The 16,523-nt window shown below is 70.9% G+C and carries 13 protein-coding genes and 1 riboswitch; all 13 genes read right to left on the bottom strand.

The window, feature by feature from the left end; translation table 11 throughout:
• Positions 1–3: 3 nt before the first annotated feature.
• A complete protein-coding gene (locus tag B5557_RS26495) occupies positions 4–1,305 on the bottom strand; it encodes an SAM-dependent methyltransferase (protein ID WP_079661801.1) in 1,302 nt (433 codons plus the stop codon).
• A 252-nt stretch (positions 1,306–1,557) separates the two neighbouring features.
• The gene (locus B5557_RS26490) at positions 1,558–2,961 is read right to left on the bottom strand and encodes an NAD(P)/FAD-dependent oxidoreductase (protein WP_079661800.1); all 1,404 of its coding nucleotides are present in this window, start codon (positions 2,959–2,961) and stop codon (positions 1,558–1,560) included.
• Between the two features lie 481 nt (positions 2,962–3,442).
• Positions 3,443–4,402: a Ppx/GppA phosphatase family protein gene (locus B5557_RS26485; protein WP_079661799.1), complete on the bottom strand. Its 960-nt coding sequence runs from the start codon at positions 4,400–4,402 to the stop codon at positions 3,443–3,445.
• Positions 4,399–5,046: a DUF501 domain-containing protein gene (locus tag B5557_RS26480; protein ID WP_079661798.1), complete on the bottom strand. Its 648-nt coding sequence runs from the start codon at positions 5,044–5,046 to the stop codon at positions 4,399–4,401. The genes B5557_RS26485 and B5557_RS26480 overlap by 4 nt, the downstream gene beginning before the upstream one ends.
• A gap of 26 nt (positions 5,047–5,072) precedes the next feature.
• Positions 5,073–5,549 carry an FtsB family cell division protein gene (locus B5557_RS26475; RefSeq protein WP_079661797.1) on the bottom strand — a complete coding sequence of 159 codons (477 nt, stop codon included), beginning with the start codon at positions 5,547–5,549 and terminating at the stop codon, positions 5,073–5,075.
• A 103-nt stretch (positions 5,550–5,652) separates the two neighbouring features.
• Entirely contained in the window at positions 5,653–6,939 is a 1,287-nt protein-coding gene (eno, locus tag B5557_RS26470) for a phosphopyruvate hydratase (protein ID WP_079661796.1), read from the bottom strand.
• Positions 6,940–7,325: 386 nt separating this feature from the next.
• Positions 7,326–8,033, bottom strand: coding sequence for a LysM peptidoglycan-binding domain-containing protein (locus B5557_RS26465; protein WP_079661795.1), 708 nt, complete (start codon positions 8,031–8,033; stop codon positions 7,326–7,328).
• 3 nt (positions 8,034–8,036) lie between these two features.
• Positions 8,037–8,207, bottom strand: a riboswitch (cyclic di-AMP (ydaO/yuaA leader).
• A gap of 204 nt (positions 8,208–8,411) precedes the next feature.
• Complete coding sequence (locus B5557_RS26460; protein ID WP_079661794.1) at positions 8,412–9,536, bottom strand: LysM peptidoglycan-binding domain-containing protein; 1,125 nt, start codon at positions 9,534–9,536, stop codon at positions 8,412–8,414.
• Between the two features lie 242 nt (positions 9,537–9,778).
• Positions 9,779–11,074 (bottom strand): cytochrome P450 family protein, encoded by a 1,296-nt coding sequence (locus B5557_RS26455; protein ID WP_079661793.1) that lies wholly within the window; start codon positions 11,072–11,074, stop codon positions 9,779–9,781.
• Positions 11,071–13,443 (bottom strand): tetratricopeptide repeat protein, encoded by a 2,373-nt coding sequence (locus B5557_RS26450; RefSeq protein ID WP_079661792.1) that lies wholly within the window; start codon positions 13,441–13,443, stop codon positions 11,071–11,073. The genes B5557_RS26455 and B5557_RS26450 overlap by 4 nt, the downstream gene beginning before the upstream one ends.
• Before the next feature lie 44 nt (positions 13,444–13,487).
• Entirely contained in the window at positions 13,488–14,702 is a 1,215-nt protein-coding gene (locus B5557_RS26445; protein WP_269460182.1) for a nucleoside triphosphate pyrophosphohydrolase, read from the bottom strand.
• A gap of 126 nt (positions 14,703–14,828) precedes the next feature.
• A complete protein-coding gene (locus tag B5557_RS26440) occupies positions 14,829–15,473 on the bottom strand; it encodes a SurA N-terminal domain-containing protein (RefSeq protein ID WP_079661791.1) in 645 nt (214 codons plus the stop codon).
• 184 nt (positions 15,474–15,657) lie between these two features.
• Positions 15,658–16,488, bottom strand: coding sequence for a glycoside hydrolase domain-containing protein (locus tag B5557_RS26435; protein WP_079661790.1), 831 nt, complete (start codon positions 16,486–16,488; stop codon positions 15,658–15,660).
• Between the last annotated feature and the right edge of the window lie 35 nt (positions 16,489–16,523).

Raw genomic sequence — 16,523 nt, 5'->3', positions numbered from 1 at the left:
CCGTCAGTTCCAGGTGCGGGCGCGCAGGGGCATCCCGGAGGCGCCCGACTCGGGGGTGCGGACGGCCAGGACCTGGTTGACGCCGATGCGGTTGCGTTCGAAGGCGACGGCGGAGGCGGCCATGTAGAGCCGCCAGACGCGGGCCCGGCCGGGACCGGTGAGGTGGACGGCCCGCTCCCAGCCGGCCTCCAGACGGGCCACCCAGCGGCGCAGGGTGAGGGCGTAGTGCTCACGGATCGACTCGACGTCGCGAACCTCGAAGCCGGCGCGTTCGAGCTGGGTGACCGTGGTGCCGACGGGGGCGAGTTCGCCGTCGGGGAAGACGTAGGCGTCGATGAACGCGTCCACGTCGTACGTCGACTCGTCGCGTTGCGGGCGGCGGGCGATCTGGTGGTTGAGCAGCCGGCCGCCCGGTCCGGTCAGCGCGAACAGGACCTGGGCGTACTCCAGGTACTTCGCGGAGCCGACGTGTTCCGCCATGCCGATGGAGGAGATCGCGTCGAACGGGCCGTCGGTGACGTCCCGGTAGTCCTGGACGCGGATCTCGACCTTGTCGGTGAGCCCGGCGTCGGCGACGCGTTTACGGGCGTACGTCGCCTGCTCCTGGGACAGGGTGATCCCGAGGACGTTCGCGCCGTGCTCGCGGGCCGCGTGGACGGCGAGGGAACCCCAGCCGCAGCCGACGTCCAGCAGCCGCTTTTCGGGCCCCAGGTCGAGCTTGCGGCAGACGAGTTCGAGCTTGTCGCGCTGCGCGGTCTCCAGGGTGCTCTCGGGGCTCTGGTCGCCGGACTCCCAGTAGGCGCAGGAGTACACCATGGACGGGCCGAGGACGAGTTCGTAGAAGTCGTTGCCGACGTCGTAGTGGTGGCTGATGGCGCGTCTGTCGGTGCGGCGGGTGTGGAGATGACGGGCTCTGCGGACCTCCTCGCGGGGCGGGGCGGGCGGCAACGGGGGCCCGGCCAGCCGCAGCAGCCCCCGCACGGCCGCGCGGAACCCGGGGTCGCGCAGGGCCTGGGCGAGGGTACGGGCGTCCTCGCCGCGTTCCCAGACGAGGCCGGAGAGCAGGTCGAGAGCGACGTACAGGTCCCCCTCGATCTCCAGGTCGCCGGCCACCCAGGCGCGGGCGAGGCCCAGTTCGCCCGGTTTGAACAGGAGACGACGCAGGGCTCTGCGGTTGCGTACGACCAGAACGGGCGCGTCGGGCGGGCCAGCCTGCGAACCGTCCCAGGCGCGGACGCGTACCGGGAGCGGGGCCCCCAGCAACTGTTCGACGAGCGCATGGAGCCGCGGCGCGGCGTCAGCCATGATGCACACCTCCGTGACGGTGATCCCGGAATGTCCTGACACCACGTAAACACCAGCGAAGCCGCAGCGCAGTCCCCCATGCGCGTTACAGCTGAGCAAACTCCCACGCCCTGCCGACGCCAGGGCGTCGGCAGGGCGTCGGCAGGGCGGCGGACACGCCGAAGGGGCCGCCCGCACCACGGATGGCGGACGGCCCCTTCGGGGGTGTTTCGGTGACCGGCGGTCAGCGGACCGCGGGTCGGGTGACCGAGGTCAGGAGGCCTTGGCCTTCTCGCTCTCGGCCTTCTCGCTCTTCTCGGCGGCCGGCTTGGCTGCGACCGGGGCCGGCTTCGCGGCCTCGTAGAACTCCTCGCGCGGGGACTCCAGGGCGCCGAGGGCGACGACCTCACGCTTGAGGAACATGCCGAGGGTCCAGTCGGCGAAGACGCGGATCTTGCGGTTCCACGTCGGCATCGCCATGCCGTGGTAGCCACGGTGCATGTACCAGGCGAGGCGGCCCTTGAGCTTGATCTTCATCTTGCCCATGACGATCATCGCGACGCCCTTGTGGAGGCCGAGGCCCGCCACCGCACCCTTGTTGGAGTGCGCGTACTCCTTCTGCGGGAAGCCCCGCATGCCGGAGATCACGTTGTCGCCGAGGACCCTGGCCTGACGCAGCGCGTGCTGCGCGTTCGGCGGGCACCAGGCGTTCTCGACGCCGGCCTTGCGGGCGGCGACGTCCGGGACCTGGGCGTTGTCGCCGGCGGCCCAGATGTAGTCGGTGCCCTGCACCTGGAGGGTGGCGGCGGTGTCGACGTGGCCGCGGGGGCCGAGCGGCAGGCCGTAGCGCGCCAGGACGGGGTTGGGCTTGACGCCGGCCGTCCACACGATGGTGTTGGAGTCGACCTCGAGGCCGTTCTTCAGCACGACGTGGCCGTCGACGCAGGAGTCCATCGAGGTGGAGAGGTAGATCTCCACGCCCCGGCTCTCCAGGTGCTCCTTGCCGTACTGGCCGAGCTTCGGGCCGACCTCGGGCAGGATCTTGTCCGCGGCGTCGACGAGGATGAAGCGCATGTCCTCGCGGGACACGGTCTTGTAGTACTTGGCCGCGTCGCGGGCCAGGTCCTCGACCTCACCGATGGTCTCCGCGCCGGCGAACCCGCCGCCGATGAAGACGAAGGTGAGCGCCTTGCGGCGGATCTCCTCGTCGGTGGTGGAGTCGGCCTTGTCCAGCTGCTCGAGGACGTGGTTGCGCAGGCCGATGGCCTCCTCGACGCCCTTCATGCCGATGCCCTGCTCGGCGAGGCCGGGGATCGGGAAGGTGCGGGAGACCGCGCCGAGCGCGATCACCAGGTAGTCGAAGGGCAGCTCGTACGCCTCGCCGACCAGCGGGGCGATCGTGGCGACCTTGCGGTCCTGGTCGATGGTGGTGACCCGACCGGTGAGAACCTCCGCCTTGGGCAGCACGCGTCGCAGCGGGACGACGACGTGGCGCGGGGAGATGTTGCCGGCGGCGGTTTCGGGGAGGAAGGGCTGGTAGGTCATGTACGACCGGGGGTCGACGACCGTGACGGTCGCCTCGCCGTAGCGCATCTTCTTGAGAATGCGCCGAGCTGCGTACAGGCCTACGTACCCACCGCCTACTACGAGGATCCTGGGACGCTCCGTGGTGCTCATGCCATCGAGTATCCACCCGCTCCAGGGGGGGTCGCTCGTGCGCCCCTTCACAAGCTTGTGGAGGGTGTGTGCTATCCTCCGCGGCTCACGTGATCCACATCATGGCGCGGAACGGGAACCTGTGTACTCAGGGTGCCGTTGTCAATGCCGCGTGAGCTGCCTCTCCGGGCCTGGAGAGCCTCCGTGAGGCGGCCGTGGAAGCGTCGTCGGGCCCGGCCGCGAAACGTCCGCGCCTGCCTCTTTTGAACACGTTCACACAGGTGTTGGGCCCTCGGAAGGGTCAACCGGACTCACTTCATCCTCCGACAGGGCCGAATTCCTTGTGAAGAACTTCACGAAGTTTTCCGGCGGGCTCTCGCGGAGAACCGTTTCGGGGCCTCGCGAAGGCCTCCCCGCCCCGCTCATGCGTCATTCGCGCTGCTCAGCAGAGTGCCCCCGAGGGCCCGCTTCCCCAGGGTTTCCCCCCGCGCCCCTGCCGCTCTCACGCCTGCTCGGCGTCCTCCGCCACCTTGAACGCGATGCCGTCGAGGATGTCGTGTTCGCTCACCACGACCTCCTCCGCGCCGATCCGCTCCATGATCGACAGGAGGACGAGGGCGCCCGCCGCGATCACGTCGACCCGGCCCGGGTGCATCGCGCCGACCGCCGCGCGCTCGGCGTGCGTGGAGCGCAGCAGCCACTCGGTGATCTCGCGGACCTTGTCGCGCGAGACGCGGGAGTGGTGGATGGCCGCCGAGTCGTACTCGGGGAGGTGCTGGGCGATCGCCGAGACCGTCGTCACCGAGCCGGCCAGGCCGACCAGGGTGTGCGCCGCGCGCAGCGGGACCGTCTCCTCGGCGAGGTCGAGGGCCGCCTCGATGTCGGCGCGCATCGCCGCGACCTGCTCGGACGTCGGCGGGTCGGCGACCTCGCCGTCCACGACCAGATGCCGCTCCGTCATCCGCACACAGCCGACGTCGACCGAGCGGGCGGCCTGTACGTGCTCCTCGCCCACGACGAACTCGGTCGAGCCGCCGCCGATGTCCACCACCAGGTAGGGCTTGGTGAGGTCGTCGCGGCCCGCCAGCTCCTTCGTCGCGCCGGTGAAGGAGAACTCGGCCTCCTGGTCGCCGGTGACGACCTCGGGCTCGACGCCCAGGATGTCCAGCACGCCGCGCACGAACTCGTCGCGGTTCTCGGCGTCCCGGGAGGCGGAGGTGGCGACGAAGCGCACCCGCTGCGCGCCCAGCTCCTTGATGACGGCCGCGTACTCGCGGCAGGCGGCGAAGGTCCGCTCCAGCGCCTCGGGCGCGAGCCGGCCGGTGCGGTCGACGCCCTGGCCGAGGCGGACGATCGTCATCCGGCGGTCCAGCTCGACCAGTTCACCCGTGACCGGGTCGGCGTCGGCGACGAGGAGGCGGATCGAGTTCGTACCGCAGTCGACGGCGGCGACACGGCTCACTGCGCGTCCCCCTCGCCCGGCTTCGCGTCCTGGTCGCCCGGCTTCGCGTCCTGGTCGACGGGCCTGAAGGCGAAGTGGCCCGCGCCGTCCTCGGAGACGTCCACCTGCCATCCCTCGCCGGTCGGCGGCCCGGACAGCGTCACACAGGCCCCCTTGCGCCACCACTGCGGAAGCATCGCCAAGGCCTCGTCGCCCAGCGGGTTCACGCCCGGGCCGGCCGCCAGGGAGTGCGCCACGAGGACGTGCAGGCACTTCACCCGGTCCGGCATGCCGCCCGCGCTGGGGAAGTTCCTCAGCTCCTCGATCTCGTCCCGGCGCCGGATGTAGTCCTCGTGCGCGGCACGGTAGGAGGCGGCCAGCTCCGGGTCGGCCTGCAGCCGCTCCGTCATCTCCTTCATCACGCCGTTCGCCTCGAGCGTGCCGATCGCCGAGTTGGCCTTCGGGCACGTCAGGTAGTACAGCGTCGGGAAGGGGGTGCCGTCGGGCAGGCGGGGGGCCGTCTCGACGACGTCCGGCTGACCGCACGGGCAGCGGTGCGCGATCGCGCGCAGGCCGCGCGGCGGGCGTCCGAGCTGCTGCTTGAAGGCCTCTACGTCCGCGTCGGTGGGCTCGGTGCGCGGGGTGGTCGGCGGGGGCGTATCCATACTTCCGGGGTTGTCTCTCTGTCGGTTCAGTGGTCGGAGGCGTCCGACTTGTCGACGCCGTCCCAGACGTTCGTGTACCAGGGGCGGTCGGCCGCCCCGAGGTCGGCGCGGGACTGCTTGGCCGCGTCCGGGTCGATCACGACGTAGCCGGTCTCCCCCGGCAGCACATAGTGCAGGCGCTGCCGGATCTGCTGCTCGGCGTACGCGTCGTCCTGCCAGCGCGCCTTGAGGTCGCGCAGCTGCTCGACGCGTTCGCCGGCCTGCTGCTTCTCGCGCTCCAGGTCGGCGATCTCGGCGCGCTGGGAGACGTACTGGCGCATGGGGTAGGCCAGAGCGACGATCAGCGTGCACAGGACGAGGGCGAGCAGCGCGGCGCGGCCGGTGAGGCGGGAGCGGCGGGCCTGGCGTTTGGTCTGCGAGCGGTAGACCCGGGCCGCGGTCTGCTCCCCGAGCAGCTTGATCCTCGTCGCGGTGGAGAACCGGTCCCGGTCCTTCACGGCCATGTTCCCCCGCCTCCCGTCTCCCATGTGCGTACGTCCCCGCACACGGTACGGGACCGAGTACGGGGACGTACGTACGACTGGCTAAGGCTTAACCCCGTAAGGGTCAGCCCTTGAAGCGGGGGAAGGCCGAGCGGCCCGCGTACACCGCGGCGTCGTCGAGGATCTCCTCGATGCGCAGCAGCTGGTTGTACTTGGCGACGCGCTCGGAACGGGCCGGGGCGCCGGTCTTGATCTGGCCGCAGTTGGTGGCGACGGCGAGGTCGGCGATGGTGACGTCCTCAGTCTCGCCGGAGCGGTGCGACATCATGCACTTGAAGCCGCTGCGCTGGGCCAGCTCGACGGCGTCCAGCGTCTCGGTGAGCGAGCCGATCTGGTTCACCTTGACGAGCAGGGCGTTCGCGGCGCCGTCCTCGATGCCGCGGGCGAGACGCTCGGGGTTGGTGACGAACAGGTCGTCGCCGACGATCTGGACCTTGTCGCCGAGCTTGTCGGTGAGGACCTTCCAGCCGGCCCAGTCGTCCTCGAACAGCGGGTCCTCGATGGAGACGAGCGGGTAGGCCGCCACGAGCTCCTCGTAGTACTCGGTCATCTCGGCGGCCGAGCGGGACTTGCCCTCGAACTCGTACACGCCGTCCTTGTAGAACTCGGACGCGGCGACGTCGAGCGCGAGCGCGATCTGCTCGCCCGGCGCGTAACCGGCTTCCTTGATGGCCTCGAGGATGAGGTCGAGGGCCTCGCGGTTGGAGCCGAGGTTCGGGGCGAAGCCGCCCTCGTCGCCGAGGCCGGTGGACAGGCCCTTGGCCTTCAGCACCTTCTTGAGCGTGTGGTAGACCTCGGTGCCCCAGCGCAGGGCCTCGGAGAAGGACTCCGCGCCGATCGGGGCGATCATGAACTCCTGGATGTCCACGTTGGAGTCGGCGTGCGAGCCGCCGTTCAGGATGTTCATCATCGGCACCGGCAGCAGGTGCGCGTTGGGGCCGCCCAGGTAGCGGAAGAGCGGAAGGTCGCTGGCCTCGGAGGCGGCGTGGGCGACGGCGAGGGAGACGCCGAGGATGGCGTTGGCGCCGAGCGAGCCCTTGTTGTCGGTGGCGTCCAGGTCGAACATGGCCTGGTCGATCAGGCGCTGCTCGGTGGCGTCGTAGCCGACGAGCTCCGGGCCGATCTGCTCGATGACGGCGAGGACGGCCTTCTCGACACCCTTGCCCTGGTAGCGGTTCGGGTCACCGTCGCGCAGCTCGATGGCCTCGAAGGCGCCGGTGGAGGCGCCGGACGGGACGGCGGCACGACCGGTGCTGCCGTCGTCGAGGCCGACCTCGACCTCGACGGTGGGGTTCCCTCGCGAGTCGAGGATTTCCCGGGCTACGACGACGTCGATGGACGGCACGAGCATCTCCTTCTTGGGATGTGACGCTGAGAGTGCGGGGCCCGCGGGCCTTGCGACTAGAGCCTAACCGCCCGACGGGCGTCGGCAGCCGACCGACCGCCCTGTGGACGAACTGACCGTACACATTGTTCCCGCCCGGAACAAAGAGCGGGTGACAAACAGGCGAAGAAAGCGCGCGGGGCGAGCGGGCGGCGGGGCGAGCGGGGGCGGTGAGGCGAGCGGGCGGCGGGGCGAGCGGGCAAAGAGAAACCCCGCTCCGGTGCGTACGGGGGAACACGCACCGGAGCGGGGAGCCCGTGGGGACGGGGGGTGACCCTCACAAGGTCTTCAGTGTGCCGACCTCGGATGTGAGGGCGCTGTGGCTTCTCTGGGTCCGCTCTGGGAGCGGGGGATCACTTCAGGTGCAGCTGCTGACCCGGGTAGATGAGGTCGGCGTCCGCGACGATGTCCTTGTTCAGCTGGAACAGCTTCTGCCAGCCGCCCTTGACCTTGTGCTTCTCGGCTATGGAGCTGAGGGTGTCGCCCTTGACGACCTTGTACTCGCCGTCGCCCTTCTTGACCTTCTTGCCGGTCGGCGTGGTGACCGTCTTGGAGGCGGCCGGGCGGTCGGTGGAGCGGGAGGCGCTCTGGTTCTCGGTCGAGCGGGTGCCGGCGCTGCTGTCCGAGCTGCTGGAGCCGGAGCCGCCGGTGCTGCTCGACGAGCCGGAGGAGCTGCTGCCGTTGTAGGCGGCGCCGGACAGGCCCGTGCCGCAGACCGGCCAGGCACCCTTGCCCTGGGAGGCGAGGACCTTCTCGGCGACGGCGATCTGCTGCGACTTGGAGGCCTGGTTGGCCTGCGCGGCGTACTGCGTACCGCCGTAGGCGGCCCAGGTGGAGGCGGAGAACTGCAGGCCGCCGTAGTAGCCGTTGCCGGTATTGATGGACCAGTTGCCGCCGGACTCGCACTGGGCGACCGCGTCCCACTCGGAGGCGGTGGCGGCGGAGGCGTTGCCGGCCGCCATCAGCGGGGCGGCGATGGCGACGCCGGTGACGCCGGCCAGCGCGGCGACGCGGGTGGCCTTGGACGGACGGCGGTGCTTGCCCTTGCCGGAAAACAGCATGGTGGATCCCCTCACCGACGCCTGCGAGGTGAGCTGTCGGGTTCGGGCCGGTTGAGTTGCCCGGCCACGCTCTCGCTTTCACGAGGCGCGGCTTCACCCCAAGCCACTCCGGTCAACTGCCCGGTGCGGCGCCTACCTTGGGTCCCCCGCTCCTGCCTACGGCGCTTGACGCGACGACTGTTCCCGGGCTGCCACTGGCAGGATTCGGCGTTGCGACGGCCGGGGCTCGGGTTGCCGAGCGGGACGACCGTAGACACGCGATCCGCGGAATTTCAAAGACGATCAGGGCTTCTGAGACTCATCCCACACTTTCACCAAACCGGACATTCAGTGCGAAGCGTGACGTGAACTCCCGCTGTTTTTCTTGGGTTTTGCGCCCTATTTGACCCCTGTGTCGAGGGTCTGACCGGGGACGATGTCGCTCGGGTCGGCGCCGATGAGGCCCTTGTTCTCGGCATAGAGGGCACGCCATCCGCCGTCGAGGCCAAGGGAGTCGGCGATGGAGGCGAGCGAGTCGCCCTCCTGGACGACATAGGTGGCCGCGGCATGCCGGCCGACGGAGGCGGTCGTGGTGCCGTCGACGGCGGCATCGTCGGCGACGGTGGCGCTCTTGGTGGTGTTCTCGTCGGCGGTGGCGCCGCGGTGCCGGCCCGAGCCGAGGGAGCCGGTGTCGACGAGACTCCAAGAGCCCGCATCCTGGACCGACTTGTCCGGGTCGTCCGCTTTCGGGGCCCCGGTGGGCGAGCCGCCGGTCGCCTGCGCGTCATCCTGACCGCCGGAGCCGTCGGACGCGCCGGCACCGGTGGAGCCGCCCGTACCGGTGGAAGAAGAGGACGAGGAGGACGAAGGGGACGAAGGCGACGCGGAGGGTGAACTCGATGAATTGCCGGATGAGTCGGATGACCCGGACGAGCCGGAGGAGCCGGAGGAGCCGGAGGGGCCGGAGGAACCAGCCGAACCGGTCGAACCGGTCGAACCGTCACCGCTGCCGGAAGAGTTCGAGGAACCCGTGGACCCGGACGATCCGGACGACCCCGACAATCCCCTGGACAGGTCGGACAATCCGGATGAGGCAGGCGAGTCGGACGAGTCGTTCGCCAGACCGGTGTCCACGTTCAGCGCGCCGTTGGCCTGGGTGAGCCCGGAGGTCAGCCCACAGGTGCCCCAGGCGCCGATGTTCTCGGCCGCGAGCAGTTTCTGCGCCACCGCGATCTGCTGGTTGCGGCTGGCCAGGTCGGGGCGCGTCGCGTAGTCGAGCCCCCCGTACGTCTCCCACTGCTTCTGGGTGAGACTCAGGCCGCCGTACTCGCCGCCGCCCTTGTCGGCGCTCCACGAGCCGCCGGTCTCGCACTGCGCCACCTTGTCCCACACCGTGCCGTCGGCGGCACTCGCGCCCGAGGCGGCGAGCAGCGGGATGGCGATGGCGGAGCCCGTCACTCCGGCCGCGACGAGCAGCGCCGGGGCCTGGCGGGGGCGACGGTGTCGACCGTTCCCGGAGAGCATGCGAGGGGCCTTTCTCTGGACAGCAGTACCGGCGCGGCGGGTGAGGCGGGTGAGACCGACGCGTCGCGCTGACGAGTGAACGTATCGGCAGACGATCACTTGTCACAAGTTAATGCCGCGCAGATCACGTGAAGATCACAGACTTGAGGGACGGTCACCTTCACTTCCCCGAATGGTCACACTCCGGCTGACGTGCGATCAGAAATGCGCTCGGAGTGCGCTCTGAGTGCGCTCGGATTGCCTTAGCCATGCATGGGAGTGAACTCCACCGGCAAGGTCCGAAGGCCCCGCATGATGAGCCCGCCGCGCCACCTCAAGTCCGCCGGATCCACGGCCGTCCGAAGGTCAGGCAGCCGGGTCAGGAGAGTGGCCAGCGCCGTCTGTCCCTCCAGCCGGGCCAGCGGGGCGCCCAGGCAGTAGTGGATGCCGTGGCCGTAGCCGAGATGCTGGTTGTCACGGCGGGAGAGATCGAGCGTGTCGGGGTCCGGGAAGCGGTCCGGGTCGCGGTCGGCGGCCGCCAGGACGACGAGCACGGGGTCGCCGGGCGCGATGTCCTGCCCGCCGATGCTGAGCGGCTCGGTCGCGAACCGCCAGGTGGCAAGTTCCACGGGACCGTCGTAGCGCAGGAGTTCCTCCACGCCGGTCTCCAGCAGGTCCCGCTGCCCGGCCGCGAGGGATGCCTGCAACCGCGCCCGCTGCTCCGGGTGGGAAAGCAGGGCGTGGAGGCCGTTGCCGATCAGGTTGACGGTCGTCTCGAAGCCGGCGAAGAGAAGGATGAAGGCCATGGCCGCGGCCTCGTTCTCGGTGAGGTGCTCGCCGTGGTCGGAGGCGCGGATCAGGCCCGAGATGAGGTCCTCGCCGGGGGCCGGGTCGGCGGGGAGCTCGGCGCGCTTGCGGTGGATCAGCTCCAGCAGGTAGCCGCGCATCTTCTTCACCGACCGCGCGACCCCGCCGCGGGGGCCGCCACCGTGCCGGATCATCATCCCCGCCCAGTCGCGGAAGTCGTCCTGGTCCTCGCGGGGAACGCCCAGCAGGTCGCAGATGGCGTAGATGGGGAGGGGGAAGGCGAAGTCGTGGATGAGGTCGGCCTCTCCCCGGGCGGCGAACCCGTCGATCAGCCGGTCCGTCAGCTCCTGGACGCGGGGCGCGAACTCGGCGACCCGGCGCGGCGTGAACGCCTTGCTGACGAGCCGTCGTAGCCGGGTGTGGTCCGGCGGGTCGATGTTGAGCAGATGCGTCATCAGCTCGGCCTTGCGCTCACCGGGGATGCCGGTCTTGCCCTTGGCGTGGGCGGGCTCGTCGTGATGTGCGGGGTTCTTGGACAGCCGCTGGTCGGCGAGGGCCTGTTTCGCGTCGGCGTAACGGGTGACCAGCCAGGCCTCGACCCCGCTGGGCAGCCGGGTGCGGTGCACGGGGGCGTGCTCGCGCAGCCAGGCGTAGGCGGGGTAGGGGTCGGTGGCGAACTCCCAGGTGAAGAGGGCGGGAGCGGGCGGGGTGGCGGGCGGGGCGTCGGGCGTGGGGTGGGGCTGGTTGGTCACTCCTCGACGGTAGCGGGGTTCTCGGCGTGCTCTGCGAGCGCCTTCATCGCACCCGGGTGCCCCATGTCGGCGGCTTTGCCATACCAGAGGAGGGCTTCGGCGGGATCGTTCTGCTTGTCGAGGAGGGACGCCAGGCGGTAGGCGGCGTAGGCGTCACCGTTGGCACACCCCTGCTCGTAGTGACCGCGGGCCTGCTCCGGAAACCCCGCCTTCTCCGTCACGGCCCCGAGGTGGGCGGCGTCCAGCGGGTGACCGGACGTGAAGTACGCCGCGGCGTCCTTCAGGCTCCCCCTCGGCTTCTGCACGTCGTTCAGCAGAAGGGTCGCCGTCTCGTCGCCGGCTGCGGCGGCACGGGTGAGCAGCACCTCCGCGATCTCGGTCTTATGGCGCAACAGGAAGTAGACGGCCATGCTGCGGGCGACCGGGGCGTACCCCTGCGTCTCGGCCTCCACGTAGTAGGACGCCGCCTGGATCAACTCACCCCGCCCGAGCAGCAGATCACCCAGCCGGTGTGCCGCCGCCATGTCACCCCCGCTCACGGCCTCGCGCAGCGCCTGCTCAGCCAGCGCCAGATGGGCCTCGCCGACCAGCCTCATCTCCTGACCGCCCGGCTTCCCCTCCGCCGCCGCCCGCAGGTACGGCAGCGCCTGTTCCGCCTCTCCCCTCGCCAGCAGCAGCTCGCCGAGCCGCCCGGACAGCTCCTTCTTGCCCGCGTCCACGGCCTTGCGGAACCACTCCAGCGCCGTGGCCTCGTCCTCGTTGTCCTCGGCGAGCAGACCGAGCATGTGCATGGCCTCGGCGTCGCCGTCCTCCGCGCGGACCGCGAAGACGGAGTGCGCGGTCGTCCGCACATTGCGGTGCACCTCGGCGTCGTACGCCGTGCCCGCCAGCGCGCAGCGCCAGACGGCGATCGGGATGCCCGTCCCCGACGAGGCCCGCTCGGCGTCGACGACGAGTGAGCCGTACGGCCGCCAGGTCTCGTCGCTGTCCCCCACCCGACGCGGCGCTCCGGGCACCAGCAACCCGGTGACGTCATGGCGCAGTTCCCGGGCCCAGTCCAGCGCCTCCTGGAACGACTGCCGTTCCAGCCGCCCAGCCGACTGCCGCGCCGTATAGCACTGGCAGGCCTCGTGCAGCAGCCGCCGGGGGATGTCCCCGGTGACCCCGCAGCGGGCCAGGTCCGTCGCGGCCCGGATCAGCAGATTCCCGTACGGGTGGCGGCTGTTGGAGAGGCCGGAGCGGTGCCACAGTTCCCTGAGTTCCGCGCCGATGGCCAGGTACTGGGTGACTCCGGTCGCGCCGCGCCACCGCTCGGCCTCGTCGAGCCGGGTGTCGAACGCGGCGCGGAGCCGGCCCAGCTCCTGGGGGGTCCACGTGGAGCTCACCGGCTCCGAACGGGCCAGACTGAGCACCTGGGACGCCGGTCCGGGCGCGAAGCGGCGCGTTTCGTACGCGTCGTCGCCCATCGTGGCCACCACCGGGACGCCCAGCGCCTTCAGCTCGGCCAGCAGGCCCAGGGTCAGCCCGTGTTCGCCGAGGTGGTGCTCCAACTCGTCCAGCCACAGCACGTACGTGCCCTGCCGACCGCGCAGCAGGGCAGGCAGTCCGCGCAGGTCGGTACCGTGGGCGGGCGCGTACACCCGGGCGCGGGGGTCCAGGTCGCCGGCCACGGCGGCCCAGGCCGTCCTCGACTTGCCCGTGAGTGGTCCACCCGTGATCACCAGCAGCCGGTACTGCGCGCTCCAGCCGCGCAGCCGCTCATCGAGATCACGGGGAACATACGGCGGCAGGCCGGGGTCCCCGTAGTGCCGCTCGGTGGGCCGGACGCCGAGCGTCACCGGGTCGGCGTCCTCCACCGCGGGCCAGTTGCCGGGGTCCGGCACGATGAAGACGCCGGGCGGCGAGGCGTAGGTCGTCTGGTTCACGACGCCCACGACGGGGCCGCGGTAGTCCCCGCCGTAGAAGCCGACGATGTCGCCCGGCGGGAATCCGGGGACGTTGTCGGCCGGAGGGAATCCGGGGACGTTGTCGGCCGCGGAGGCGGACTCGGTCTCGGTCTCGGTCGGTTGCTGGAGCTCCGGCAGGTCGTCCATCAGCGCCCGCAGGTCTGCCGCCGCTTCCTGGCCTCCCGTGCCGGAGAGGGCCTCACGGAAGTAGCCACGGAAGTAACCGACCTTGAAGTGCCGGGACTTGTCGGGCGGGAGCGGGGCGAGGATCCGGTCCAGCGAGGTGTGTGTGTGGTCCGCGAGCCACTTCCGGAACGCCCAGCGCACCGTCTCCCGCTGCTCCGACCGCAGCCCCGCCTCCAGCACCTCCGCGCCCTCGGAGGCCAGCTCGTCCAGCTCGTCAAACTCGTCTTCCCTGCCCATACAAGCCCCCCCTCACCCCGCAGCCCGCTCAGGAGACCACCGTACTAACCCATCACCCCTTCGGTCGCCCGGATCGCGTCCCGATAGGCCCGCGCCGCCGCCCGCAGGGCCGCCTCCGGGTCCACGCCTTCCGCTTCCGCCCGCGCGGCGAGGGCCAGCAACTCGTAACCGATGCCTTCCGCGCCTATGTGCTCCGCGCCTCCGCCCCCGGCGCCGCTGCCCTCGAACTCTCTGCCCTCGGCGTCTCTGCCCTCGAAATCTCTACCCTCGGCGTCTCTGCCTTCGAGCCCTCTGCCCTTGGTGCTCATGCCGTCGGTCCCCACGACCGTGGCATCCGCGTCCGTGCCCGAGCCCTCGGCCGTCGGCAGGGGCACGTCGAGGCCGGCCATCCGGGCCCGGGAGGCCAGCTTCGCGGCGAGGGCCAGGCCCGGCTGGTGGAGAGGGACGCCGTCCGTCACCGACTCCCTCCGCTTCTCGGCCGCCTTCGTGCGCAGCCAGTGCTCCTTCACCTCTTCCGGGGTCGTGGCGGTGGCGTCGCCGAAGACATGGGGGTGGCGGTGGATGAGCTTGGCGACGATCGTGCCCGCGACGTCGTCGACGGAGAACGGGGACTCCTCGTCCTCCTCGGCGATACGGGCGTGGAAGACGACCTGGAGCAGGACGTCGCCCAGTTCCTCGCGGAGTTCGTCGTAGTCACCGGTCTCGATCGCCTCGACCAGTTCGTAGGACTCCTCCACCGCGTACTTCGCCAGGCCCTTGTGGGTCTGCTGGGAGGACCACGGGCACTCGGCGCGGATGCGGTCCATGACCTGGACGAGGTCGAGGAGCCGGGCGCCGGGAAGGTCGTAGGAGGCGGGGAGGAGTTCCAGCTCGGGCATCGACACCCGGCCGGAGCCCGCCAGGCGGGCCAGCCCGTCGGTGAGGGCCGGTTCGCCCTCACCGGTGGCCACGACCACGACCGCGCGGCCGCCGGCGCAGGCGGCGACGATGTCTTCGGCGGTCGGGGAGGCCTCCTCGACCGTTATGCCCGCGTCCCGCAGATAGGGCAGCTGCGGATGCGCGCCGTCCGCGCACAGCACCCGGTCCGCCGCGCGCAGGGCCTGCCAGGCGGGCCAGGACAGCAGGCCGGGGGCGACGCGGTGGCTGGTGGTGAGCAGGACGATACGGCCGGCGGCGACGGCGGGACCGCCGACGGGCTCGCTGGACGGGCCGGACGGACTGGACGGGCTGGATGGACTGGACGGGCTGGATGCGTTCACACCTCGAACGTAACCCACACCCGCCGACGGCCCCACGAGTTGTCCACAGGCCCGGTGGATAAGTCATACCGGCCCTGCGCGGGGTCGCGTCAGCGCCTGTCGGTCAGCGTCCGTCAGGCCGCGCCGTCACGTCGTCTGCTGCGTGCCGGCCGTGGTGATCTCCCGCACCCAGGGCGTCTTCGCGTCGACGCGGGCCACCTTCTGCGCGTCCCAGCTGCCGTAGCGCGGGTTCAGGTCGACACCGAGGGCCTTGGACGCCTTGGACAGGGCGTTCCAGAACGGGGCCTGGTTGGTGTTCGTGCCGAGCGCGGTGGCGAGTTTCTGGGCCTCCAGCTGGAGGCGGAGGTTCTCGTCGAGGCGCTGCGGCGGGATGCCGTACTGCTGGAGCCACGCCGTTTCCAGGCCCTGCGCGCCGCCGGCCTGCTGTTCCAGGCCGGCCCGCATCTGCTGGACCTCGCGGCGGCTGACGGTGACGCCCGCGTCCTCGGCGGCGCGGTGCAGCACCTGGTCGAGGACCATGCCGTGCAGGGTGTCGCGGGTGAGGGTGCCGGTCTGGGCGATGGCCTGCGCGTACTGCGCGTCGTCCTTGACCGCGGCGCGCTGGGCCGTGCGCACCTCGTTCACCCGGCTCTCCAGCTGCGCGACGGAGATCCGCTGGCCGCCCACGACGGCCGCCGCGCCGGGATGCGTGTCGTTCCCGCAGGCGGTGAGGAGGGGGGCCGCCACGATCGCGGCGGACAGCAGGAGCGCGGTGCGACGGCGGCGGTGCAAGGGAACCTCCCGGTCGGAGATTGTGCGACGGTGCACAAAGTCTTGCGGTGATCGATGGTAGGCAGTGGGACGGCTGGGGCCAACCCATTCGACCAACGATTCACCAGGACTTCGGGCACCGCCGCGCCCGGACGTCGCGCGGGCCCCTCCCCCGCACCGGTTCGGCCGGTGATCCCGCTCGGCTTCAGCCGACGATGGCGACCGGGGCGTCCCAGGTGTCGCGGTCCACGGTGATCGTGTAGCCGCCGCGGGTCTCCTTGCTGTTCACCATGAACTGGTGGCCGCGGCTGTGGTTCGTGTACTGGGTGGCGCCCCACGGCCAGTCGGTGGTCGTGGTGTCCTTCTTGTCCCACAGTGCGTACCAGAGGTTGCCCGGCAGGTCCGTCTTGTTCGTCGCGGTGGCGATCGCCTTGGCGCTGGAGCTGGTGAAGCCGTAGTAGCCGGCCCGGTAGATCTTGGCGCGCAGCGTCTTGGTGAAGGAGCGCACATACGCCAGCACGGCGTCGTTGCACGCCTTGTTGGTGATGTCGTACGCCTCCATGTCGAGGTAGATCGGGCTGCCGGCCTTCATGCCGAGCGCCGAGGCCTTGGCGACGGCGTCCGCGGCGTCGGTCGCGCCGAGGGAGGTGGCCGTGGCGGCGGTGATCTTCTCCGGGCTGGAGCCGGTCTGGCAGGGCGGCTGGGCGCCGACGTAGAGCGGGATGAGCTTCCAGCCGGCCGCGTTGACCGACTTCACCCAGGACGCGGTGAGGTTGGGCTGCGCGCAACCGCGGTTCTTGCCGCCGACGTAGACGGCGGCGCCGCCGTAGTAGCCGTCGGTCTTCCAGGCCTTCATCGCGGCCAGGGAGGGCGCGGTGCAGGTGTCGAAGGCGCGGCCGGTGTAGGTCTTCTGGGCGGGCCAGGTGGTGGCCGCCATCGAGGTCTGCGCCGCTATCCCGGCCCCCGCGAGGACGGCTGCGCCGGCCACGCCCCACGTGATGTATCTGCGCTTCCTGGACTGCCGGTGCTCGGCCATCCCCCACCCCATCGTTCGTCTGTGCGTACGGTTCT

The sequence above is a fragment of the Streptomyces sp. 3214.6 genome (assembly GCF_900129855.1).
In the GTDB taxonomy this organism is placed as follows: Bacteria; Actinomycetota; Actinomycetes; order Streptomycetales; family Streptomycetaceae; genus Streptomyces; species Streptomyces soliscabiei.
Note: the sequence above shows the minus strand (reverse complement) of the source record. Positions and strands in the feature narration are given on the sequence as shown.